Annotated in this window: 12 protein-coding genes and 1 tRNA gene; 12 read left to right on the top strand and 1 reads right to left on the bottom strand. The window is 34.3% G+C overall.

Annotated features, from left to right (window positions below; all coding sequences use genetic code 11):
• The first annotated feature begins 18 nt into the window (after positions 1 to 18).
• A complete protein-coding gene (gene guaB / locus B2745_RS09510; RefSeq protein WP_304065783.1) occupies positions 19 to 1,488 on the top strand; it encodes an IMP dehydrogenase in 1,470 nt (489 codons plus the stop codon).
• Between the two features lie 42 nt (positions 1,489 to 1,530).
• Here the strand turns inward: guaB and B2745_RS09505 are convergent, their stop codons facing one another.
• Positions 1,531 to 1,968 (bottom strand): RrF2 family transcriptional regulator, encoded by a 438-nt coding sequence (locus B2745_RS09505; protein WP_304065780.1) that lies wholly within the window; start codon positions 1,966 to 1,968, stop codon positions 1,531 to 1,533.
• 751 nt (positions 1,969 to 2,719) lie between these two features.
• On the opposite strand from B2745_RS09505, the gene B2745_RS09500 reads away from it, so the two are divergent.
• From B2745_RS09500 to B2745_RS09450, 11 genes are all read left to right on the top strand, one after another.
• Positions 2,720 to 5,800 carry a SusC/RagA family TonB-linked outer membrane protein gene (locus B2745_RS09500; RefSeq protein ID WP_304065777.1) on the top strand — a complete coding sequence of 1,027 codons (3,081 nt, stop codon included), beginning with the start codon at positions 2,720 to 2,722 and terminating at the stop codon, positions 5,798 to 5,800.
• 11 nt (positions 5,801 to 5,811) lie between these two features.
• Entirely contained in the window at positions 5,812 to 7,182 is a 1,371-nt protein-coding gene (locus tag B2745_RS09495; RefSeq protein WP_304065774.1) for a RagB/SusD family nutrient uptake outer membrane protein, read from the top strand.
• A gap of 12 nt (positions 7,183 to 7,194) precedes the next feature.
• Positions 7,195 to 8,526, top strand: a complete 1,332-nt coding sequence (locus B2745_RS09490) for a DoxX family protein (protein WP_304065772.1) — start codon at positions 7,195 to 7,197, stop codon at positions 8,524 to 8,526.
• An 18-nt stretch (positions 8,527 to 8,544) separates the two neighbouring features.
• Positions 8,545 to 9,990: a YrzE family protein gene (locus B2745_RS09485; RefSeq protein WP_304065769.1), complete on the top strand. Its 1,446-nt coding sequence runs from the start codon at positions 8,545 to 8,547 to the stop codon at positions 9,988 to 9,990.
• Positions 9,991 to 9,998: 8 nt separating this feature from the next.
• The gene (locus B2745_RS09480) at positions 9,999 to 11,426 is read left to right on the top strand and encodes a phytoene desaturase family protein (protein WP_414691928.1); all 1,428 of its coding nucleotides are present in this window, start codon (positions 9,999 to 10,001) and stop codon (positions 11,424 to 11,426) included.
• Positions 11,427 to 11,429: 3 nt separating this feature from the next.
• Positions 11,430 to 12,689, top strand: a complete 1,260-nt coding sequence (locus tag B2745_RS09475; protein WP_304065768.1) for a YeiH family protein — start codon at positions 11,430 to 11,432, stop codon at positions 12,687 to 12,689.
• 9 nt (positions 12,690 to 12,698) lie between these two features.
• Positions 12,699 to 12,769, top strand: a tRNA-Cys gene (locus B2745_RS09470).
• 232 nt (positions 12,770 to 13,001) lie between these two features.
• Positions 13,002 to 15,926 carry a TonB-dependent receptor gene (locus B2745_RS09465; RefSeq protein ID WP_304065765.1) on the top strand — a complete coding sequence of 975 codons (2,925 nt, stop codon included), beginning with the start codon at positions 13,002 to 13,004 and terminating at the stop codon, positions 15,924 to 15,926.
• 84 nt (positions 15,927 to 16,010) lie between these two features.
• A complete protein-coding gene (locus B2745_RS09460) occupies positions 16,011 to 16,940 on the top strand; it encodes a sulfite exporter TauE/SafE family protein (protein ID WP_304065762.1) in 930 nt (309 codons plus the stop codon).
• 97 nt (positions 16,941 to 17,037) lie between these two features.
• Positions 17,038 to 18,396 (top strand): hypothetical protein, encoded by a 1,359-nt coding sequence (locus B2745_RS09455; protein ID WP_304065760.1) that lies wholly within the window; start codon positions 17,038 to 17,040, stop codon positions 18,394 to 18,396.
• A 25-nt stretch (positions 18,397 to 18,421) separates the two neighbouring features.
• Positions 18,422 to 24,598: an alpha-2-macroglobulin family protein gene (locus tag B2745_RS09450; protein ID WP_304065758.1), complete on the top strand. Its 6,177-nt coding sequence runs from the start codon at positions 18,422 to 18,424 to the stop codon at positions 24,596 to 24,598.
• Positions 24,599 to 24,617 lie beyond the last annotated feature (19 nt).

The raw sequence follows: 24,617 nt of genomic DNA, 5'->3' as shown, positions 1-24,617 counted from the left end.
CACCCTAATTTATTTGCTATGCAATTAGATCCACATAAATTTTTAGCCGAAGGTTTAACCTATGATGATGTACTTTTGGTACCGGCTTATTCAGAAGTTTTACCACGTGAAGTTGATACCTCAACCTACCTCACCAAAAAAATAAAGCTTAATGTTCCTATTGTTTCTGCGGCTATGGATACCGTTACAGACGCTAACCTTGCTATTGCTATAGCACAGGCAGGGGGAATTGGTATTCTACACAAAAACATGAGTATTGAAGCTCAGGCTGATGAAGTGCGTAAGGTTAAAAGATCAGAAAGTGGGATGATACAAGACCCTGTTACTTTACAAGAAGATGCTAAAGTTGCAGATGCTTTTAAAATTATGAAAGAATATCAGATTGGTGGTATTCCGGTAGTTTCTGTTGATAATGTTTTGGTAGGTATCATCACCAATCGCGATTTACGCTTCCAGAAAGACATGAATCGTAACATTACAGAAGTGATGACAAAAGATAATCTAGTAACAGCGCCAGAAGGTACAACTTTGGGGCAGGCCGAAATCATTTTGCAAGATTATAAAATTGAGAAGCTTCCGGTTATTAGTAAAGATGGTAAACTAAGCGGACTAATCACTTTCAAAGACATCCAAAAATTTAAAAATTTCCCTAAAGCTTGTAAAGATGAGCATGGCCGTTTACGTGTAGGTGCAGCAGTAGGTGTTACGCCTGATGCTTTAGACCGTGTTAGAGCCCTTGTGAAATCTGGTGTTGATGTTATTGCGATTGATACAGCTCATGGCCACTCTAAAGGTGTTATCGATAAATTAAAGGAAGTTAAAGCTGTTTTTCCCGATTTACAAATTATAGCAGGTAATGTGGCTACCGCAGAAGGCGCTAAAGCTTTAGCTGATGCTGGTGCCGATGCTGTAAAAGTTGGTATTGGGCCGGGTTCTATTTGTACCACCAGAATTATTGCTGGGGTGGGTGTACCACAATTATATGCCGTTTACGAGGCAGCAAAAGGTCTAGCGGGAACTGGTGTTCCTGTTATCGCAGATGGTGGTATCAAACATACTGGAGATATAGCCAAAGCCATTGCAGCAGGAGCGGGTTCTATTATGGCCGGGTCTTTATTTGCAGGGGTAGAAGAATCGCCAGGCGAAACCATCATTTACGAAGGACGTAAGTTTAAATCTTACCGTGGTATGGGTTCTGTTGAGGCTATGGAACAAGGTTCTAAAGACAGGTATTTCCAAGATGTGGAAGATGATATTAAGAAGTTAGTACCAGAAGGTATTGTGGGCCGAGTGCCTTATAAAGGAACTTTGATGGAAGTAATGCATCAATACGTGGGTGGTTTAAGGGCAAGTATGGGTTATTGCGGTGCTAAAGATATCGAGACTTTACAAAAAGCAAAATTTGTGAAAATTACAGCTTCAGGTATCAGAGAATCACACCCTCATGATATTACGATTACAAAAGAAGCACCTAATTATAGTAGGTAATTTTTTTAGTCCATGGACTATTGACTATAGTCCATGGACTTTTTATAAACCTTTTAACATTTCTTTCTCTCTTCTTACTAAATCAGCAACACTGGTATTATCCATGATGCCTACAGTAGCTTCTCTTACTTTTTGCATCATTTCGCGTATACTGCAAGTAACTTCATCTTTACACTCTTCGCAGCGCTGATAAAAATTTAAGCTTACGCAAGGTAATAGTGCAATAGGACCATCTAATATTCTGATAATGGATGATACCATAATTTCTGATGCTGGCTTCATTAAAAAATAACCGCCACCAGCACCCATTCTGCTCCCTAAAATTTGTCCGCGTTTTAAATCCAACAAAATAGCTTCTAAAAATCTTTTGGGTAAACCTTCATTTTTTGCAATTTCTGCAATCAACATGGGTTTGTTATCCTCGTTTCTGGCTAAAGCAATAAGTGCTTTTACCGCATATTTAGTTTTTTTTGTGAGCAAGAGTATACAATTAAAGGATTGAACTAAATTGATTTTTATTGCCATAAAACTACTAAAATAGAAGATGATAAAGAAAATTTGTTTACATCAAACTTTAGGTGTTTAAGTATTTATGGCAGATACCTTTTTTTATTCTGGAGGTTGCTATAAAGAATTATTGCAAAGTATAAAATAAAGGAGAAGGAGTACTGAAATTATTTAAAGAAATTTTAGAGTAAAGGGGGGCTTAGTGTATTCTTTTAACAAAATAACTGATTTTTGACCCTCGTTTAAACGCTGGAAACGCACTTTTTTAAATAAACTTTCTGTAGGGTAGCTGTAAGGTAGCCGTAAGGTTGCTGTAAGCAAGCGGTAAGTAAGGGGGCTTAGTGTATTATTGTATCAAATTTTGGAGTGAGATTTTTTGTCTTTTTGATATAGAATTTAGAGATTTTATAAGGTGTAATTCATTAGTTTTTTAGACTGATTTTAGAATTGCTATTATACTTGTATACACTCGTTTTTTTGAGATATTTTTATTTAACTATATAATCTATAAAATTTGTAGATTATTAGATTTGTTATATATTTGCATCATGAAATTAAAAAAATGGTGTTTAAAAATGTTAGGAGGAAATGTAAGATGATGTGTTGATACATAAAACAAAAAAGGGGAAGATGATAACATATTCCCCCTAGCTTAAACTTAATCATGCAGGTTCTCAATTGGCGTTGTCGCCTGCATAAATGTTCATTAAACTTTAGTAAAAGTATGCAAAATTATGAAAAAGCTATACAGTCTTTTAATGTTATAGCTTTGTCCAAAAAAATCATATTATCTCTTTTTATTTTATTTACATCGAGTTATTTAAAAGCTCAAGTACAAACAAAGCCTCTTATAAATGCAACCTTAAGCGGTGTGGTTGTAGATGCTCAAACTAAAGAGCCTTTGCCAGGGGCGTTGGTTCAACTAGAAGGGGTTACCCATAATGCCCAAACTGATGCAGCGGGTAGGTTTAATTTTGTAACTGGTCAGAAACTTCCGGTAACACTTATTATTAGTTATCTAGGTTATCAGAAACTAAGATTAGTAGCTACCACAACACCAATAACCATTGAATTACAAGAAGATAGAAGACAACTGAGTGATGTTGTGGTTGTTGGATATGCTACACAAAACAGAAAAGACTTAATAGGTTCTGTTTCAAAGATTAATCCTGCTGATGTTAAGACTATTCCGGAAGTAAGTTTTGATGCGCAGTTGCAGGGTAAAGCAGCCGGAGTGCAAATCAGCAGTAATACAGGAGTTCCTGGTTCTGATATTTTCATCAGGGTGAGAGGAGCTACTTCTATTAATGCCAGTAACGACCCTCTTTATGTGATAGACGGTGTATTTGTTAATAATGTAAGTCTTCAAAATATAGCACAAGATAGAGGAACATCGCCTTTGGCAGATTTAAATCCGGCTGATATAGAAAGTATAGAGATTTTAAAGGATGCCACAGCAACAGCTATTTATGGTTCTAGAGGGGCTAATGGAGTAGTTATTGTTACTACAAAACGAGGTAATTACAGGCAAAAGCCAAGTATCTCTTTTAATGCTTCTGAAGGTTTGGGATGGGCTCCGGCTGATAGGGTTTGGAAAACCACTACAGGCGAGCAACATGCAATTTTAGTGAATGAATACAGCAGAAATGCAGGTTTACCAGAACCATTCAGGCCTGTTAATCAAATCATCAATAATGTACCGGGAAGAGGTTTACCTCAAGAGCAACCCACTTTTGATAGGATGGCTTATTTAAATCGTACAGCTAATTTACGTAACTATGATTTATCCATTAACGGTGGTTCAGAAAAAACGAGATACTATTTAGGTGCTGGGTTTACAGATCAAGAATCTATTTGGAAACCTATGGGTTTTGATAGGGCGAGTTTTAAAGTAAATTTAGATCAAAAAGTAAATGATAAAATTACCATAGGTACAAGTAACAGCTTATCTAAAAGCCAACGAGACCAAGCCCGACCAGCAAACGGAGGTAATGGAACGCTATTACAAGCATCTCTTAATATCCCTACTTATTTACCCATTTTTGCAGCAGATGGCTCACCTTTAAGATGGGTTAATTTTGATAACATCGATGTTTTAACAAATACGGTAAATCTTTGGTCTAATAGCTATCACTATGTAGGAAATGTTTATTTAGATTATGATATCACACCAAAAATTAAGTTTCGTTCTACATTTGGTGCCGATTATAATAACTATGAAGAGAATGAATATTGGGATACCAGAACCATTTTAGGCGCCAGTGGAGGTAGGGGTACACAAAGTATCACCCAATCTACCACTGTTATTAACGAGCAAACCCTCTCTTATCGTAATCAATTAAATCAGCATAGTTTTGGGGTTTTAATTGGTAATACCTTACAAAGTGCAGAAATCAAAAACGTAGTAGCTACCGGAACAAATTTTCCAAATAATTCTTACACACAAATATCATCGGCTGCTATACAAACGGCATCTCAGTTTACTACAAATAGTACTTTAGCATCGTTCTTTTCTAGAGCCGATTATAATTTTAAAAGAAAGTATTATTTCGAATTTACCATCAGGGCAGATGGTTCATCAAGGTTTGGAGAAAATAACAGATGGGGATATTTCCCTTCTGTTGGTGGTGCTTGGCGTATTCATGAAGAAAATTTCTTGAAAGATTTAAGCACACTTTCTAATCTAAAATTAAGGGTAAGCTATGGAACAACTGGTAACCAAGGAGGGATAAATGATTTTGCCTCTAATGGATTATGGACAGGTGGTTTTGGCTATGCCGATGCTTTAGGCGGTGCTGAATTACCTGGAACTGCTCCTTTGCAAATTGCCAACCCGAATTTAAAATGGGAAACAACAAGTCAGTTTAGCACTGGACTTGATATTGGGTTGTTAAATGATAGAATTAACATCGAGTTTAACTATTATAACAAATATACCAGAGATGCCTTGCTATTGGTTGCTACTCCTGCTACATCTGGCTTTTCATCTTACATCACCAATTTCGGCGAAATTAGTAATAAAGGTTTCGAGTTAGGCATCAATTCTACCAACGTTAAGATTAAAAACTTTACTTGGAAAACCGATTTAAATCTAGCTCAGAATAAAAATACGATAGAAAGAATTCCAGCCGATATCCCTTTTGCAGGAAGAGATTTAATAAGGCTACAACAAGGAAAAGAGTTATACTCATATTGGTTGTATAAACAGCTTTATGTAGACCCAAATACTGGCGATGCTGTTTTTGATGATTTTAATAAGGATGGTAGAATTACAGCTGATGATAGACAAATATTAGGCAGCACATGGCCAAAATTATTTGGAGGGATTACCAATAACTTTAATTATAAGACCTTTGATTTAGGTGTATTCTTCACCTTTTCTTACGGAAATAATTTATGGAACCATAATAGAATGTTAGGCGAAACAGGCGGTACTTTAGATGCTAATCGTGTTTTGTTAGCAAGTCAGCTAAACCGTTGGACAGCCCCAGGACAAGTTACCGATGTACCTAGATTAACAGCTGCTAATTATGCCAGACAAGAAAACAGTAGGTTTTTTGAGGATGCTTCTTTTTTAAGGTTACGTTCTCTAACCTTAGGATATACGCTGCCTAAAACACTTACTGCAAAAGCTAAAATAGATAAATTAAGATTTTATGTAACAGGTAATAATTTGCTTCTGTTTACGAAGTATACTGGTGCCGACCCTGAATCTAACCTAGGAACAGGAAATATCCAAGGTTATGATTATGGTACACCTCCTCAGCCACGTACCGTTCAGTTTGGTTTAAATCTTACCCTTTAAATTTTATCATCATGAAACATTTAAAATATATACTACTCTCGTTTTCTATTATATTTTCTTCTTGCGAGAAGTTTTTAGAAACAGAACCCTTAAATGCTGTATCAGATTTAGATCCTATTTTTGATAAAGGTTCTAGTGAAACAGCTTTAAGAGGGGTTTACAGACAATTAAGCTCATCTGGTTATTACGGAGAAACTTATGTTACACTTGGCTTTTTTCCAAGTGCAGATATCAGAAATTTAACAACCGGAGGAGCTGCAAATCTCGTTAATATCAATTTCCGTACTGATGAGGTATTGTTTAACACAGCTTGGTCTGCCATTTATAATACCATAAACAGAGCTAATCATGTTATCACTAAAGTGCCAGCGGTACAAGACCCTACACTTACCAATAGCTTAAAAAATCAAATTATAGGTGAAGCTAAATTTATAAGAGCATTAGCCTATTTTGATTTAGCTAGAGCTTGGGGTGGCGTTCAATTATTTTTAGAACCAACGGTTTCTTTACAAGAACGTCCAAATATTAGAAGAAGTACTTTAGCTCAAACCTATGCGCAGGTATTAGCAGATTTACAAGATGCAGAAACATTATTACCAGATGCAGTGAATAGAATAAGAGCTACAAAAAGAACCGTTTGGGCCTTAAGAGCAAGATTACACCTCTACAAAAAAGAATGGGCATTAGCCGAAGAATACGCTACAAAACTGATTGAAAAATCGGCAGATTATACGCTTATTAAACCTTATAGCGCTTGGTTTGCCAATAATGTTGTGGGTACCAGAGAGTCTATTTTTGAACTGCAATATAGTGCTATTAACCCCAATGCTACTAGGGCGCAAATGCAGCATCCTACCAGAGGTGGTACTTACCGATATGCCCCTAACGATAGATTTGTTTCACTTCTTAATAACCCCGCTATTGGTGGCGGTAGAAGCGCTTTGATAAGTAGTGTAGTACAAAATAATACCCGTATTTGGTTTGGTAATTTATATTATAGACTACCAGCAACAGACCCTGCTTACATTTTTAGAATTTCAGAAATGTATTTGATAAGAGCTGAGGCAAGGGCTCAACAAAATAACTTAAGTATTACCAATGGTGCTTTAGCAGATTTAAATCTGATAAGAGATAGGGCAGAGCTTTTACCCGCAACAGCAGTTACTCAACAAGAAATCTTACAAGCTATTGAGGAAGAACGCAGGTACGAGTTTGCTTTTGAACCACACCGCTGGTTTGATTTAGCCAGAACTGGTAGAGCTAAAGTAGTTTTAGAAGCTTTAGATAGTAATATTGAAGTAGAAGAGCATGAATATATTTTTCCAATACCTGTAGCTCAAATTCAATTAGATAAAAATCTTGAACAAAACCCTGACTATTAACTATAAGAACCTATGAGTTTTCTAAATATTTCAAATCATGATTCATCCGAGTGGAAGGATTATGAAAAAATGCTCCTAAGATTTTTCTTTATCTACTTCTTTATTTTGGTTGTACCCATAGATTGGAAGTTTTATCAAGAATTTTTCAATATCAATTGGGTAAATTTTAACTTCTATAGCCTATTTAGTTTAACCAAATATACCCCACAATTTTTTGGGCTAACGGGTTATCAGAATTGGTTATTTGCTGGTTTGATAGCTGCCGCAGGTACTGTAATTTGGACTTTAAGTAAAACCAATTGCAATTACGATGGCTTATATTATTGGTTAAGGGTAATCTTGCGTTATCGTTTAGCTGTAGGTATCATCGCTTATGGTTTTTTAAAGGTTTTTCCGCTACAAATGCCATTTCCTTCGCTAAGTAATATGCATACCAATTATGGCGATTTCTTAGCTTGGAAAATATATTTTCATACAGTTGGTATTACGCAAGGATATGAGATTTTCCTTGGAGCTATAGAAGTTACTGCGGGTTTATTGCTCTTATTTAGAAGAACTACCACCTTTGGCGCAGGTATTATAGCAGGGTTTACCGGAAATATTTTTGCAGCTAACATCGCTTACGATGCAGGTGAAGAAATATACAGCGCATATTTAGTTGTTATCGCTTTATTCTTATTGGTTTATGATGCTAAAAGGCTTTACAGCTTATTGGTTTTAGAGCAATATACGGTAGCCAGTAAGTTTGAACCTATTTATCATCATTTGGGACTTAAAAGAGCAAGACAAGCATTAAAAGCTACAGTATTTATTTTTTTAATTGTACTTGGAGTAGCTACTTATGTTAACTATGCTCGAGAGCCTTATAAAATACCCAAAACTGATGGTTTAAAAGGAACTTACGGATATTATAACGTAAGAGAGTTTAGGTTTAATGGTAAAGTTATTCCTTATTCTACCACAGATGCTCATAGATGGCAAAACGTTGTTTTTGAAAAATGGGCTACCATAAGTATTAAAATAGCTAAGCCTATAAAAATAGATACCTCTTTCGGAGATGTTTATCAAACCAATGATATAGATAGAAATTTTGAATCTGCTGGTGTTGGTGGTCGACATTACTTTGCTTATCAGGCAGATACTCTTAATAAAAAGCTCTCTTTACAGCATAAAAACAAAAACCACGCATCAGAAAAATTCCATTTGAGTTATCGTTTTTTAAATGATTCTACTTTGATTTTAAGTGGTGTAAATGAGAAGAAAGATTCTGTTTATGCGGTCTTAGATAAAATTAACAGGAAGTATATGTTATTAGAAGGCAGAAGAAAATCTGTTAAACTATAATCTCAACATCAATCAAAAATGAATACAACAGATACAATTTTAGACAATAAAGAGCCTGTATGGTCTGCCTTTGAAAAATGGGCTTTCAGGGTGTCTTTTATATTTTTCTTCTTATTGATAGTGCCTTTAGAGCTAGATTATTATAAAGGATGGTTCACAACAGATTGGGTCAATTTACATATCAGAGATATTGGCAGGTTAAGTGGTTCATCTTTTAATCCCATCAAAATAAAACCCCTTTTTGATGGCGCAGCAGACAAAGGCTCTATCAAAGATGCCAATACTTCTTTCTTAACCATAACTGCTAAAGACGGAATCTATGGATTAGCAAGTTATATCAACTGGTTTTTAGCGCTTGGTATTGGCATTGTAGGTGCTTTTATTTGGGGCTTTTTTGATCAAAAGCGGAGGAATTACAGAAAACTATACTATTTTTTACTCGTAGGTGTAAGTTATGCGATGCTAATTAAGCTGCAAGGTTTAACTTTTTCCAAGGTTTTCCCTACGCAAATGCCAGATTTAGCTTTAACGCAATTAAATACTCCTTTCGGAGATTTTACCGCTCAAAAGCTGTATTGGATACAATTTAGCTTTGTACATGGTTACGAAGTTTTCGCAGGTTTAGCAGAACTTTTAATCATGTTATTTCTGCTTTTTAAACCTACCAGAGCGGTGGGAGCAGCCTTATCTTTAGCCATGATTGGTAATATAACCTTTGCTAATCATACTTATGACGGAGGAATACATTTAGCAGCAGCTTTTTTTACGCTAGGCGGAGCTTTTGTGTTGTGGCCATATCTTAAAAATATTTGGACATTAATTGTGCTTCAAAAAGATGTTAAACTCAATTTGTATTACTACGATTTTAAGACGCCACAACAAAAGTATTTTAGAATAGCATTTAAGAGTTTTGTATTCCTATTCTTTTTTGTTTTGAGTGCTTATTTACACTGGCATAATTATCAGTACGATTCTTATAAAGTGCCTTCAAGGCCAGGTTTAGCAGGTTCTAGAGGTTTGTATGATGTTACAGAGTTTAAGGTTAACAACAAAGTAATTCCTTATTCGCCGGTTGATTCAATAAGATGGCAAAATGTAACCTTTGAAAAATGGTCTACCATGTCTTATACTGTTTTTAATACCTTTTTAATTCATGGTGAAGCAGGCAGGGGAAAGCAATTTAAAGATATTGATAGAACCTATGAGTCTGCCGGAACAGGCGGAGGCAGAAGACATTTTTATTATGAAGCCGATACGATTAAAAAGACCATAACTTTTCAGAGCAAGAACAAAGTGTATAAGGATGAAAATTTTACACTTCATTACCAAAGACCATCAGCAAATAGAATCATTTTATGGGGTAAAAATCAATATCAAGATTCTATTTATGTGGTTTTAGATAAAAGAGATAAAATTTATCCACTTTATGTGGGTAGAAAAGAAAATTTGGTTGTAACACCTTAATCCGTAAGATGAAATATGATGCTATTATAGTTGGTTCGGGGCCCAATGGTTTAGCTGCAGCAATAACGCTGCAGCAAGCCGGGGTTTCGGTATTGCTATTAGAAGGTAAAGATAACATAGGCGGTGGCATGCGTACACAAGAATTAACTTTGCCAGGTTTTAAACACGATGTTTGCTCTGCCATTCATCCCATGGCCATGGGTTCGCCTTTCTTTTCCAATTTACCGTTAGCACAACACGGACTGGAGTTTATTCATGCTCCGTTAGCTGCGGCTCATCCTTTTGATGATGGAAATGCAGCTTTTTTATCAAAATCGATAACAGAAACCGCATCTTATTTGGGTAAGGATAAAGAAACTTATCTTAAACTTATTCAGCCCGTTGTTAACCATTGGGATGAAATTGCAGAAGACACGATGGGGCCTTTGAGCTTTCCTTCGCATCCTTTTTTATTGGCTCAATTTGGTTTAAATGCCATCAGATCTGCCAATGCTATAGCTGCTAAATTTAAAACTAAGGAGGCAAAAGGTTTATGGGGCGGTATGTCTGCACATGCTATACAACCCTTAAGCAATTGGGCATCGGCGGCTATAGGATTAATTTTATCTGCCGTAGGGCATAAGCATGGTTGGCCTATTCCTAAAGGCGGCTCGCAAGCTATTGCACATGCTTTGGCTTCTTATTTTATTTCTTTAGGAGGCAAAATAGAAACAGGTTTTATGGTTAAAAATATCAAGGAATTACCACCACACAAAGTTGTATTGTTTGATGTTACGCCCAAGCAACTTTTAAAAATTGCAGGCGAAGAATTTTCTGGTCTTTACAAATGGCAATTAGAACGTTACCGACATGGTATGGGTGTTTTTAAGGTAGATTGGGCTTTAAGTGAGCCAACGCCATTTATTGCCGAAGCTTGTAAAAAAGCTGCCACTGTACATTTAGGTAATACTTATCAAGAGATTGAAAGTTCTGAGCTAAGCTCTTCTCAAGGTATTCATCCAGAAAAACCGTTTGTTTTATTCTCTCAGCAAAGTTTATTTGATAATAGCAGAGCACCAGAAGGAAAGCATACCGCATGGGCTTATTGCCACGTTCCGCATGGTTCTACTCAAGATATGACGGGTGCTATAGAAAATCAGATAGAACGTTTTGCACCTGGATTTAAAGAAACTATTTTAGCAAAGCATAGTATGAATACCATACAAATGGAAGCATATAATCCTAATTATATTGGTGGAGATATTAATGGCGGAATTATTGATTTGGCTCAGTTATACACCAGACCAGCTTTAAGAATTTCTCCTTATCGTACATCATCAAAAAGAATTTATATATGCTCATCCTCAACTCCGCCCGGCGGAGGTGTACATGGAATGTGTGGTTACCATGCTGCAAAAACTGTTTTAAACGATATTTTTAAAATCAATTTATCATAATATATGTCATCAATAAAAAAAGAATGGGTTCATGAAGATTGGGCTGTCGTTATTTTAGGAGCAAGCATTATCCTCATTTCGTTGCTTGGCTTTTTATTACCGGTACCTAATTTTAATTGGGAATCTTTATCAGCATTAAATGCAGATGTACTTAACTCTTCTAATATAGAAAAACTGTTCATCCAATTTATATTGGTGATGGTGATTGCTGTACTAGGCGCTTTCCTCACAGGTAAATCTATCAAACATTTGTTCATTGTCTTTCCGGTAGTGTACATATTAACTACACTAGCACTTTTATTAGCCGGAAATGATTTTGTAAAGTCTATTAACCTAGAAGCCGTAATTTTTAGTTTAAGCATAGGATTACTTATTGGGAATTTCTTTAAAATTCCGGTTTGGTTTAGAGCAGCTTTAGCTACCGAGCTTTATGTAAAAATTGGTTTAGTTTTATTGGGAACCAGTGTTATCTTTTCTGATATTCTTAAAGCAGGTTCTTTAGGATTGATTCAAGCTTTGTTAGTGGTATTATCCGTTTGGTATTTTGCTTTCTGGCTGTGTAAAAAGCTTAAAATTGATAACGAATTAACCATGATGATATCCAGTGCCGTATCTATTTGTGGGGTATCGGCAGCTATTGCAACATCAGGAGCTATACAGGGTAATTCTAAAAAACTATCTTATGTGATTTCTATGGTATTAATCACCGCTATCCCTATGATGATTTTTATGCCATACTTGGCGCAATATCTAGGTTTATCTCAAGAAGTAACAGGTGCTTGGCTAGGCGGAAGCATTGATACTACAGGTGCAGTTGTTGCATCGGGTTCTTTAGTAGGGGAAGAAGCTCTAAAAATAAGTACTATAGTGAAGTTCTCTCAGAATGTATTGCTTGGCTTAGCCGCTTTTGCCATTAGTATTTACTGGTCTTTAATACAAACTAAACATGATGAGGCTGGAAGACCAGAAAAGCCAACTTTAAAAATTATTTGGGATAGGTTCCCAAAATTTGTGATAGGTTTTATAGCTGCATCTTTACTTTTCTCTTTTATAATTCCAACAGAAACCGTTGCTGAAGTTAAGGGAAGTTTAAAAAATCTTCAAGGTTTATGGTTTGCTTTGGCTTTTACCAGCATAGGATTAGAAACAAATTTTAAAGACCTATTTGCCGAAAATAGTAAGCAACCATTTTATGCTTTTTTAATAGCACAAGCCTTTAATGTATTGGTAACATTAGTGATTGCATACTTTTTATTTGGATAAATTTTATAAAGCCGGGTGGCCGAGTGGTGAGGTAGAGGTCTGCAAAACCTTGTACAGCGGTTCGAATCCGCTCCCGGCGTCTTTTCAAAACTCTGATAATTAATATTTTGTGTATTTTTAAAATAAAATCTACAAATTCTATAGATTTTATTTGCATAGTTTAAAAGTTTGTTTTAATATTGTCGACCAAATCAGTAGGATTTATTGTTTATGTAAATTATATCAATCAAGATGATGTTAAAAAGGTGTTGTTGTTAGCAGAGCTAACTCCAAAAAAAGAAAAATAAATGTTAAAAGAATTAAAAATCAGTAATGAATAAACTATATACCACTATCATACTTTTACTGCTAATTATAGGCAGTGTAGAAAAAATATCAGCTCAAGGAAATAACTTTATTGTTATATCGGGTACTGTACTTGGGCAGGACGATAAATTACCTCTTCCGGGCGTAACTGTAACCATAAAAAATACTGTTTCTGGAACATCTACAAATTCTGCCGGTTTGTTTGAGCTAAGAACAAGAGCTAAATTTCCTTTTACCTTAGTTATTTCTAGTGTTGGTTTTCAAACTCAGGAATTTCTTATAGAAAATGCAGATTCTAAACTTAATATAGAGCTTGTTACCCAAACTCAATTAGGTAAAGAGGTTGTCGTAACAGCATCAAGGGTAGAAGAAAGTATCTTGAAATCTCCGGTAGCTATTGAGAAGTTAGATATCAGAGCCATAAGAGAATCTCCGGCACCAAGTTTTTACGATGCTTTAGAAAATGTTAAAGGTGTACAAATGACTACCTCAAGTATCACTTTTAAAGTTCCAAACACCAGAGGATTTAATATCCCTAATAACTTCCGTTTTGTACAATTGGTAGATGGTGTGGATATGCAAGCGGGTACTTTAGGTGTGCCACTGGGTAATGCTATCGGGCCAACAGAATTGGATATTGCTAGTGTTGAGATTACTCCGGGTGCAGCATCAGCTCTTTACGGGATGAATGCTATCAACGGTATGGCCAACTTAATAACCAAGAGTCCTTTCCTATATCAAGGTTTAAGTGTTTATCAAAAAAGTGGTTTAAACCATTTAGGAGGTACCGGAAGAGAACTTAGCAATCTTTCAGAAACAGCTATTCGTTATGCTAAAGCTTTTAATAACAAGTTTGCCTTCAAGGTAAATTTAAGTTATATGAGAGGTACAGATTGGGTTTCTGATACACGTACCAACCAAAATCCAAATAATTTAAATACGGCAAATCCTTCTTTTCCAGAGCTTAACGCTGATGCTGATAACCCTGCTTATGATGCATGGAATAAATACGGAGATGATAACGGAAGTAATGCCGTAACGCTTACAGGTTTAAACATACCAGGTAGAACCGGAAACCAAAGTATCATTGTAAGAAGAACAGGTTATTTTGAAAAAGACGTGGTACAACCTACCGTTGATAATTTAAAATTTGATGCTGCTTTACATTACAGATTTAGCGATAATGCCGAGCTTTCTTATGGTTACCGTTTTGGTAAACTAGATGGTTTATTTCAACGTGGTAACAAAATACAAATGGATAATGTAAATGTACAAAATCACAAATTAGAGCTTAAAGGATCTAATTATTTTATCAAATCTTATTTATCTGTAGAAAACACAGGCGATTCTTACAATATCAAACCTTTGGTAGATAATTTAGATATTACCAGTGGCGGAACAAATAGTGTATGGGGAGCAAAATACAGAACAGCTTTACAAAATGCGCTAAACAATGGTATACCACTGGCAGAGGCTTTGCGTGTAGGTAGAGCAGCAGCAGATGCTGGTAGGGTAGAGCCAGGTACCCCACAATTTAACGCTTTAAAAAGTCAGATTATCAAAATCAACAATTGGGATCATGGTGCAGTTATACCAGGTGCACCAGCAACCGGAGGGGCATTTTTAACGCAGAGAAGTCGTACTTACCATACCGATGCGCAGTGGGATTTATCAGAAAAAGTAAAAATATTTGATTTATTAATAGGTGCTGATGCTCGTGTTTACGAGGTAATTCCTGATGGTAATAACTTTGTTGATTTCTCTAGACCAATAGCAGAAAGAACTACTCCTTTGGCCGATGGAAGCTTTGGAGACAATGTTTACTACAAGAAGTTTGGAACGTTTGCTCAAGCAACAAAAACTTTCTTTGATGAAAAATTGAAGCTATTTGGTTCGGTAAGGTTAGACTACAATCCAGAGTTTGACCCTAAATTAAACCCGCGTATAGCTGCTGTTTATACCTTAGCACAAAAGCATAATTTTAGAGCGTCTTTCCAAAATGGATACCGCTTCCCTGCCTTGTTTGAGGCTATTTCTTATGTAAATAATGGTAATATCAGAAGGGTAGGAGGTTTATCTTACATCAATAATGGTTTAAATTATTTAGATAATTCTTACACTTTAGCCTCTATAAATGCATTTAATGCGGCAGTAAACAGAAGTGTAGCAGGTGGGGCTACTACCAATGCAGCAGCATTGCAAAATAGAGATCTTTTAGAGGTTACCAATTTAGGTGAAACTCGCCCAGAGCGTATTAACTCTTTTGAGGTAGGTTATAAAAGTGTTTTATTAGAAAATAAATTAGTTGTTGATATTGATGCTTACATCAATGAGTACGACGGTTTCTTGGGTCAGGTTGAGGTGGCTGTGCCTTACAGAGCGGGTTCTAATTTAACAGAACAAGTAACTGTTGGTACAGATGAAGCTGTTTTAGCCTCGGTACAAACCAACCGTAACAATCAACAAATACGTTATAGGGTGTACACAAATGCGAAGAATCGTTACACGAATTATGGTTCTGCACTAGGTTTAACCTATAACTTCTATCAAAAATTTACTATTGCCGGAAACATCAATTATAATGATATCACAGAAAATAAGAACAGAGATATTTTTGTAACTGGTTTTAATACACCTAATTGGGCAACAAATTTATCCTTCGGTAACAGGGAGATTGTTAAAAACTTAGGCTTTAATATTGGATGGAGATGGCAAGAGTCTTTCTTGTGGGAAAGTCCTCTAGTAAACGGCACTGTGCCAGCTTTCCATTCTTTTGATGCCCAGGTAACTTATAAAGTTCCTCAAGCAAAAGCAAATATCAAACTAGGAGGTACTAATATATTTAACAGAAATTATGTGCAATATGCAGGCGGACCAACACTAGGTGGCTTGTACTATTTAGCATTAACTTTTGATGGACTTTTAAACTAAAAAATATTATTAACACGCTGGTGAATCTGGTTTCTGTTTTTGAATAAAAACAGGGCCAGATTTTTTCCATTTATACAATTCAGAATGACAGATCAAAAAACAACGCAAACAAAAACGAACTTACCCAAGACAGAAGAACGAAAATGGAGGAACATTGCTACACTTAGCTTAGGTCTATTAGCTTTGGTTATAGTGGGGGTAAGTGTAGTAGAATATTTTACTTTTAACGAGGTTAAAGACTATATAGTTAAGCAGGTAGATAAGCAATTTTTATTTATGGTTGCGGTTGGTTTTTTTGCTCAGATGGTAGACGGAGCATTAGGGATGGGTTATGGTGTAATTTCTACAACATTATTACTATCCGGCGGATTAAACCCAGCTGTTATTTCTGGAAGTATACATACGGCAGAGATGTTTTCAAGTGGTGCATCAGGCTTTAGCCATTACAGGTTTGGCAATGTAAATATGAAGCTGTTTAAAACGCTTTTAATTCCCGGTGTTATTGGTGCAATAGTAGGCGCTTTATTATTAACCACTTTGGGCGAAGAAAACTCTAAATGGGTGCGTCCTGTGCTTTCTGTTTATACCTTTATTTTAGGAGTTAGAATTTTAACTAATGCCTTCAAAACAGATATCAAACCTAAAAAAGTAAAAAGAGCAGGTTGGCTGGCGGGTGCTGGGGGCTTTTTAGACTCTTTTGGTGGCGGTGGCTGGGGGCCTTTAGTTACCAGTACTTTAATTTCTAAAGGAAGAAGTCCTAAATATGTTATTGGCTCTGTTAGTTTAACCGAGTTTTTTGTAACCATGGCTAGTGCGGTAACTTTCTTTATCATGTTAGGTACAAGCCATATAGAAACCATTATAGGTTTAATTTTAGGAGGGTTATTAGCTGCACCTATAGCAGCCAGATTGGTAGGAAAACTCCCTGTAAAGAAAATGTTTATTGGTGTAGGTTTAATTGTATTAATTTCTAGTATTCGGGTTATTTGGAATTCTATAGATAAGTTGTTGTAGGTAAGCAATAGATAGGAGATGTTATTTGAAGATATGAATTAAAGTTATATTTAAAATGATTTTAATTTATATCTTTAAATTTCGAGCTGTTAAACCTATGCGAATAATTTACCTTCTTGGCTTTATTTTATGTAGTCCCTATATCTTAAGGGCTCAACATCTTCAATATCAAAAATCATCATCAATAGATTACCAAATAGCTAATCATGAGCTGATTTTTGTTGAGGTTCATCATCCTTCCTATAAAAATCAGCCAGAAAAACTGCAAAAATATGCGCTAAAAGATTCGGCATTAATTGCTTATTATCATAAAAACTTAAAAAGTTATCAATTTTATGCTTCAGATACTGCAGTTAGCGAGCTTACTAAAATATATCGTTCGCCTTATTTTCCAAGCTATTATTTCCTCGATAAAAATGGAAAAGTAGTTTATACTTTTAATAAGTACCGCAGTAATCAGAAAGCTTATATCTCTTTAGCAGATACAGCTTTTAAAAGATTAGAGAGTAAGCATACTATTGCAAATTATGAAAGTAAGTTTAATAATAATGTTATAACTAAACAGGAATTAATAGCTTACATTAATCTAAGAACAGAGTTTCAAGTTTTTGAAAATGCTCATTTAGCTGAAAAGCTAGTAGAAATAATGAGCGATGAAGACTTTAATAATGCCTATTTTTTGTTAACATTATTTAAATGCGGACCTGTATTGTATAGCAATGCACATAGAAAATTATATACTAATAAGGAATTAGTATCAGAAGTATTTAAGCAGCACAATCCAAAACATATTCCAAACTTTAATAGAAGAATAGCTGAAAATTCGCTTTTAAAAGCTGTAGCAACAAAAGATGAACAATTGGCTAATTTTACGGCGGGCTTTTATCAACAAAGGTTTAATAGTAAAGATTTTAAGACAGAAACCCTATCTCCATATATTTTAATGCGCTATTACAATGCAATTAAAGATACAAGTAAATATCTTACTCAGGTGGTAAAGTATTATGATAGGTATTTATCAATTACTAAAGATTCTGCCTTAAAATACGAGCAAAAGATGCGGAATAGCCAGTCAGAACGCTTTCGTCAGCTCAGTTTAAACCAAGTTAAAGAGAGACAAGACACTACAAATCTATCCGTTATTTATACTGCTGTTAGTTATAAAAATTATTTCGCAAGAAGATTATATCAAGGAGCTTTTATCATATTTAAAAGCAATATAAAAGATCCTGCATATTTATATAAAGGAATAGATTGGTGCAGAAAGTCATTAGAACTTGCGCCCGATATCCATTATGTCTATGTGCTTTTAGCGAGATTTTACCAAGCTTCTGGATTTACGGAAGAGGCAGAAAAAAGCTTAAAACAAGCTGTTATTTTGGCTCAAAAAGATAACCTAGATGTCTCCCAATTGAATAAAGAATTGGGAAAAATGTCAGAAATTCCACTTGATTAATCAGTATCTAAACCTTAAATATCTCATGAAAAACAAAATTTTTACGCTACTACTAGTAATGCTGGTATCTAAAGTATTTTCGCAAAATCATCTGACAGATATCTATTATAAAATAGATTCTCTAGAATCAATCGGGCAGCCAGATGCTGCACTTAAAGAAATCAATAAGTTAGATAAAGCTGAGTACAAACAAAGTTTAGCAGTTAAAAATCTGATTTATAAAATCAGATTGATGGCTTACATGAAAAAGGATGCTATGGCGGATATTTTAAACCTGCTAAAATCAGAGATTGAAAAAGCAAAATTTCCCGAGAAACAGATTTTTGAATCTTTATTAGGCAGTTTCTATTTCCAGTATTATAAAGTTAATTTTTATAGCATCAACCAAAGGAATTTCACTGATTATGAAAATACAGATTTTACTTTTTGGAATGGTAAGAGAATATTAAATGAGGCAGAGAAATACTATATAAGCTCTTTATCTCCCAAAGAACAACTTTTTGCCATACCTGTAGAACAACTGAGCGAGATGTTAAATGGTGATAGTAAAAATAGGGTGTTAAGACCTCAGTTATATGATTTGTTACTACACAGGGCGCTAGATTTTTATTTGTCTCAAGATGTTAATCATCATCATGTGTTTGTACCTGATATTCTTAAAGATTCATCTGTTTATGTTACTGATAAAGATTTTGTGGCTGTAAAATTTAAACAAGATGACCATCCTTATATCAAAGGATTTATGCTTTTGCAAGAAGCTTCAAAACTACACCAAGAAAAAGCAAATTTTATAGCTGTTGCAGATTTAGATGTCAGGAGGTTAAAGTTTCTTAAAAGCATAAATTTTGGCTTAGATAAGTACTATACCAACTCACTAGAAAAAATAGCGAAGCTAAAAGAAGCGGGTATTATACAGGCAGACGCCTTACATTTACTTGCAGAATTAAATTATCAAATCCAAGACTATAAAAATGCTTCTAGATATTATAAAAGTATAATTGAGAAATTTCCAGAAAGTGGAAATAAACTTGAAGCTGTTAAAGAATTACAAAAATTGAGTCAAGTTACGGTTAGTACTACTTTAGAGGAATATCAATTACCAAATGAGCCTATTCTTTTCTTGCTTAAGTATAGAAATATTAAGCGGTTTAAAGTGTCTATTTATAAATCTGATATAGAGCTTAAATTAAAACAATTATTAGAGAATCCGAAATTAAGAGCCGAAGCTTTAAGCTATATGAAAAAGATGTCGGTTTTTAAGACTCAGTTTTTAGAAATACCCATTTATAATGATTATGAGACCAGAAGTACAGAGTTCATGTTAGAGCCTCTTCCGCTGGGGCAATATATTTTGGTAGTAGAAAATGCTAATAATCCAGATAGTGTTTTAAGTTTTAATCATTTATCAATAAGCAATTTATCAGTATTACACCATGCAAATACAAATAATTATAATTTTTTGGTCTTAAACAGAAAGACTGGTTTAGCAGTAGCTAATGCAAATATTAGTGTTAAACAAATAAATCCCCAAAACAATCAAATTTTAAATACTATAAATGGTATAAGTCAAAAAGACGGCAATCTTACTTTAAAAAGAAAAAGCGAAGCAAGCAATTCTATGATTAGTGTTACAGCAGCTCTAGGTCAAGACACTATATTTATGAATAGAATTTATACTTATGCGCCATTTCAAAGAAGCAATTCTTCATCTGTAGAAGAAGGATACAGGATTACTATCTTTACAGATAAGCCAATTTATAGACCTGGGCAAACGGTTTATTACAAAGGGGTAGTTATTAACTCAAAAAAAGTTAAGGATAATCTAGTTCAAAATTATAAAAATGAGCTTAGGTTAAGAATTAATAATCAAGATATACATAGAGATACGTTTATAACGAATGATTATGGTTCATTTAGCGGCAGTTTTAAGCTACCCGATAATATTCAAATTAAAGAAGCATTAATCATAACTACCGATAGAAGGTTTCAACAACTTCTACAAATAGCAGAATATAAAAAGCCAAGTTTTCAAATATTTGTATCGCCACAAAAGCCATATTATAAATATTTAGATACTGTTGTTTATAAAGGAGTGATTAAAAATTATGCAGGTTTTGGTGTTTCTAATACAAAAATCATTTATGATATCAAACAGTCTGATATCTATATAAATAGAATTTCAAACATGGGGCATGTTAAAAGAGATAGTAAGGATACCTTAATAGCCAACGCCTTAGGAGAATTTGAAATAAAGTTTTTAGCAAAGCATCAAAATCCATCAGCAGATACTGAACTTAATTATTCACAATTTTTTATAAAGATAAAAGCAACAGATATAGCTGGAGAAACTCATGAAAAAAATGAGTCGTTAGTTATTGCTCCTGAGCCTTTAAGTTTACGTTTAGATATCAAAGATGTCATAACAAAGGATATGTCTGAGGAATCAAAATTTTTTGTGTACAGCAAAAGTGGATATTCCATAAAGGCTAAATTAAGGACAGAGCTTTATCTACTTCAATCTCCAAAATCATACACAAGAGAACGTTATTGGATACATGATAATTTTTTTAAGCCAACTTTATCAGAAGAAGGATTTCTAAAGTATTTCCCTAATTATAGCTATCCTAGTAAAACTAATGAGCTGTTAGTGAAAGATTTAGTAGAGAGAACAAATTACCCAGATGAATTATCAGAAGGTATTATTAATCTTAAATCATTCGATCATCTTAAAACAGGATATTACGAAATTAGAGTAATAGCTAAAACTAGTAGCGGCGATAGCGTCACGACAAAAAGTCAGTTTTACTACTTAAATAAGCAAGAGTTAGCCGTAAGCCCAAACCATTGGATTATTGCTGAAAATGTAGAAATGATGCCTGGTAAAAAAGCTAAGTTTTCTCTTAATCTTTCTAATAGTAACGTATGGATGACAATTTATAAAAATGGCGACTTTGTTAGTAAAGAACTTATTGAAGTTAAAGATAAGCCGCAAATAATTTATTTAGAAGCGAGTAAGATAGATCAAGTAGTTGTTGATTTTTTAATGGTTCATGATAATAGAGTTTATAAAAAGGAATATAATCTTACTTATAAAAAGCAAAGTTTAAATCTTAAAGCAGAAATCCTTGATATAAACGAAGAGATGCAAGCAGGTAAACCCCAAAGCATACGAGCTAAGATTATCAATGATAAAGGAAGGCCGCAGGTTACCGAAGTGCTAGCCGTTTTATTTGACGCGTCTTTAGGTCAATTAGCACCTGCATCTAACTGGCTACAGAGTTTTAATAGAGCTAAAAGGTATAATTATTCTAGAAATACACCTTCATGGAATACCTTTCATTTTAATTCTTTAAAAGATTACCATACCAATAACTTTTATCATTACCCTAAACCACTATTAAGGAATTACGAAAGCATACATTTAGGTAAATACAACTATTATGGCGATTTTAATGGTATGTTTGAGGAATATCTCCGTAACAATAAGCAGAATAAGATGAATAAACTTCAAGATTCTCTTATTCAAGCACAGTACCTTTCTAACCTGAAGAAGTATAAAAATGGATTTGATTATAGCGGAAGAATTGTTGCTGATAATAGGGGATTGGCAGGAGTTATCATTTCTGTTAAAGGCACAAAAATAAACGCAATTTCTAACTCGTTCGGATATTTTAAAGTGAGATTGCCAGAGAAAGGAACTTTGATTTTTTCCTATAAAGGTGAGAAATTCAAAGAGTTAAGTGTCAATGAGCCTCAAAAGTACCAGATTATTCACCATACAGCGTTAAAGAAATTTGAAACAATGTATAAAAAGGATATTTCAGGCGCTATTTCTAGTTTAGATGAGGTTGTTGTTCCAAGTTATGGCTCACCACGTGGAAATGAAGAAATTAATATTAGAGGAACTGCTTCAATAAGTAACGAGTTTGTAAAGGAGGATGTTTCAAATTATATCTTTACAAGTGTAGCTGATGTCCCAGTAAGACGTTTTTTTAATGAAACTGCCTTTTTTTACCCTCATTTAAAAACCAATAAAAAAGGAGAACTAGGTATAGATTTTACACTTCCTGAGTCTTTAACTACTTGGAAACTAAAGCTTTTCGCTCTACATAAAACTGGTGAAGCTACTGTATTAGAAAAGGATATTGTAAGCAGTAAAAAACTTATGATTATACCTCAAATGCCACGTTTTTTAAGAGTAGGAGATACCACAAACATCAGTATCAGAGTAATTAATCAGCATAATTTTCCTGTTGAAGCATCTTTTAATTGGGATTTTTATGGTCAAGATCAAGTATCTTTAAATCATTTGGTTATACATCCGCCAAAAGCCAATTTATCATTAAAGCCCAATATTGTTGATACAATACAAGTAAAAATAGTTGTAAACGAGGCTATTGCTGCCTTAAAGTACAAATTTACTATTCAAAGTAAAGATGAGAGTGATGGTTTAGAAGAACAAATTCCGGTACTATCTAATAAAGTGTTAGTAACAGAGGTCATGCCAATTTTAACATACCCACAAGAAGATGCAACTTTTACCTTTCAGAAATTTATTCAACAAAATAGTAATACGCTAGAGCATCAAAATTTTATATTCGAATATGCTCATCATCCTAGTTGGCAGGTTCTAGAGAGCTTACCTTATAGTAAATCTATTAATGAGGGCTGTCCGGAAAATGTTTTTAGTGCTTTGGTGATGAATAGGTTGTCTTCTAGTATTGTTAAAGCAAATCCTAGGTTAAGAGATACTTTAAAAGTGTGGGCAACTGCTGTAGATAAGGCCTCACTAATAAATGGTATCTTAAAACAAGAAAATCAACATCTAGCCATAGCTAATGAGCATCAGCGTAAAGCTGTCTTAGGCAGTTTAGCCGATGAAAAATCCTTAGAGGAGCAATACAAAGACTTATTAAATAAATTAAAAGACGCTCAACTTCCTGATGGTGGTTTCCCTTGGTTAACAGGTTTAAGAAGTGATGTCTTTATTTCGCAACATGTTTTGGTTGGTTTAGGAAAACTATTAAACAGAAAGCAGATGATCTTATCTGATGTTAGTACAATTTTAGCTAAGCTAAAACCTTTTGTTCAGCAGCAAGTTTTAAATAATAAACCTTTACATCTTCAAGTACATGCTTGGTACGCTTTAAGTTTTTTAAACTCAGATGTATCTCCTAGTATCAAAACCGCTAAAGAAAATTATTTAAAGCATGTTAAAGAGCATTGGTTAAAATATAACCTTTACCAGCAAGCATTAATTTCTACTACCGCTTACAGGGAGGGAGATAAAGAGTTATCAAAGCTGATTAATGCTTCTATTAAAGATAGGGCTATTAGAGATAAGGAAAATGGGGTTTATTGGGCAAATATTAATTTTGGTTGTTTTTGGTACGAGTTACCCATAGAAACTCAATCTGTATTAATCTCTTTATTTGAAGAAACAGAGCCAAACTTAGCTTTGATTAAAGATATGAAGCTATGGCTATTAAAGCATAAGCAAGTAAACCATTGGGGCAACACCAAAGCTACTGCCGAAGCTTGTTTTGCTTTATTAAATCGTACTGATTTAATGGATGATAAATTGCCTAATATTAAAATTGCAGGTTCTACTATACAATCTCTAAAACCAACACTTAATACCAGTTTCGGACATTTAGCTATTAACTTTCAAAAAGAAGATATCAAACCTGATTTAGGTAAAATAGAGATTTCAAACGTACAACAAGCTTCTTGGGGAGCCATGTATTGGCAGTATTTAGAAGATGCAAGTAAAATTTCATCAGGCGCTAGGGGATTAAGCATTCAGCGTAAATATTTTGTACTTGGTTCAAAAGGTTCTTTTGAAGAAGTATTGCCTCAAACAAAATTAAAAGTAGGTGATGTTTTAAAAGTAGTTTTATACTTAAAAGCAGATAGAGATTTTGATTATGTACGCATCAATGATTTAAGACCTGCCAATACAGAACCTCAAGATGTTTTATCTAAATATCTTTACAAAGGTTCTTTGTTTTATTATCAGGTAACGAAAGATAAAGAAACCAATTTTTATATCAGTTATCTACATAAAGGGAGTTATGTGATAGATTATCAGTTAAATATTTCCCAAAGTGGAGTTTTTAATACCGGTATTGCTTCAATCGAAAGTGCTTACGCTCCTGATTTTAGAGGACATAGCATCAGTAAGACCATAAGTGTAAAATAATTCTTATTGGGTAGCTTTA

The organism is Pedobacter glucosidilyticus (assembly GCF_002483235.1).
In the GTDB taxonomy this organism is placed as follows: Bacteria; Bacteroidota; Bacteroidia; order Sphingobacteriales; family Sphingobacteriaceae; genus Pseudopedobacter; species Pseudopedobacter glucosidilyticum_B.
The sequence above is the reverse complement of the archived record's forward strand: the minus strand, read 5'-3'. Positions and strand labels throughout refer to the sequence as shown.

Excerpts from the sequence above, each read along its gene's own strand:
- guaB (WP_304065783.1), top strand. The coding sequence starts at position 19 with ATGCAATTAGATCCACATAAATTTTTAGCCGAAGGTTTAACCTATGAT.
- B2745_RS09485 (WP_304065769.1), top strand. The coding sequence starts at position 8,545 with ATGAATACAACAGATACAATTTTAGACAATAAAGAGCCTGTATGGTCT.
- B2745_RS09495 (WP_304065774.1), top strand. The coding sequence starts at position 5,812 with ATGAAACATTTAAAATATATACTACTCTCGTTTTCTATTATATTTTCT.
- B2745_RS09455 (WP_304065760.1), top strand. The coding sequence starts at position 17,038 with ATGCGAATAATTTACCTTCTTGGCTTTATTTTATGTAGTCCCTATATC.
- B2745_RS09450 (WP_304065758.1), top strand. The coding sequence starts at position 18,422 with ATGAAAAACAAAATTTTTACGCTACTACTAGTAATGCTGGTATCTAAA.
- B2745_RS09480 (WP_414691928.1), top strand. The coding sequence starts at position 9,999 with ATGAAATATGATGCTATTATAGTTGGTTCGGGGCCCAATGGTTTAGCT.
- B2745_RS09490 (WP_304065772.1), top strand. The coding sequence starts at position 7,195 with ATGAGTTTTCTAAATATTTCAAATCATGATTCATCCGAGTGGAAGGAT.
- B2745_RS09475 (WP_304065768.1), top strand. The coding sequence starts at position 11,430 with ATGTCATCAATAAAAAAAGAATGGGTTCATGAAGATTGGGCTGTCGTT.
- B2745_RS09460 (WP_304065762.1), top strand. The coding sequence starts at position 16,011 with ATGACAGATCAAAAAACAACGCAAACAAAAACGAACTTACCCAAGACA.
- B2745_RS09500 (WP_304065777.1), top strand. The coding sequence starts at position 2,720 with ATGCAAAATTATGAAAAAGCTATACAGTCTTTTAATGTTATAGCTTTG.
- B2745_RS09465 (WP_304065765.1), top strand. The coding sequence starts at position 13,002 with ATGAATAAACTATATACCACTATCATACTTTTACTGCTAATTATAGGC.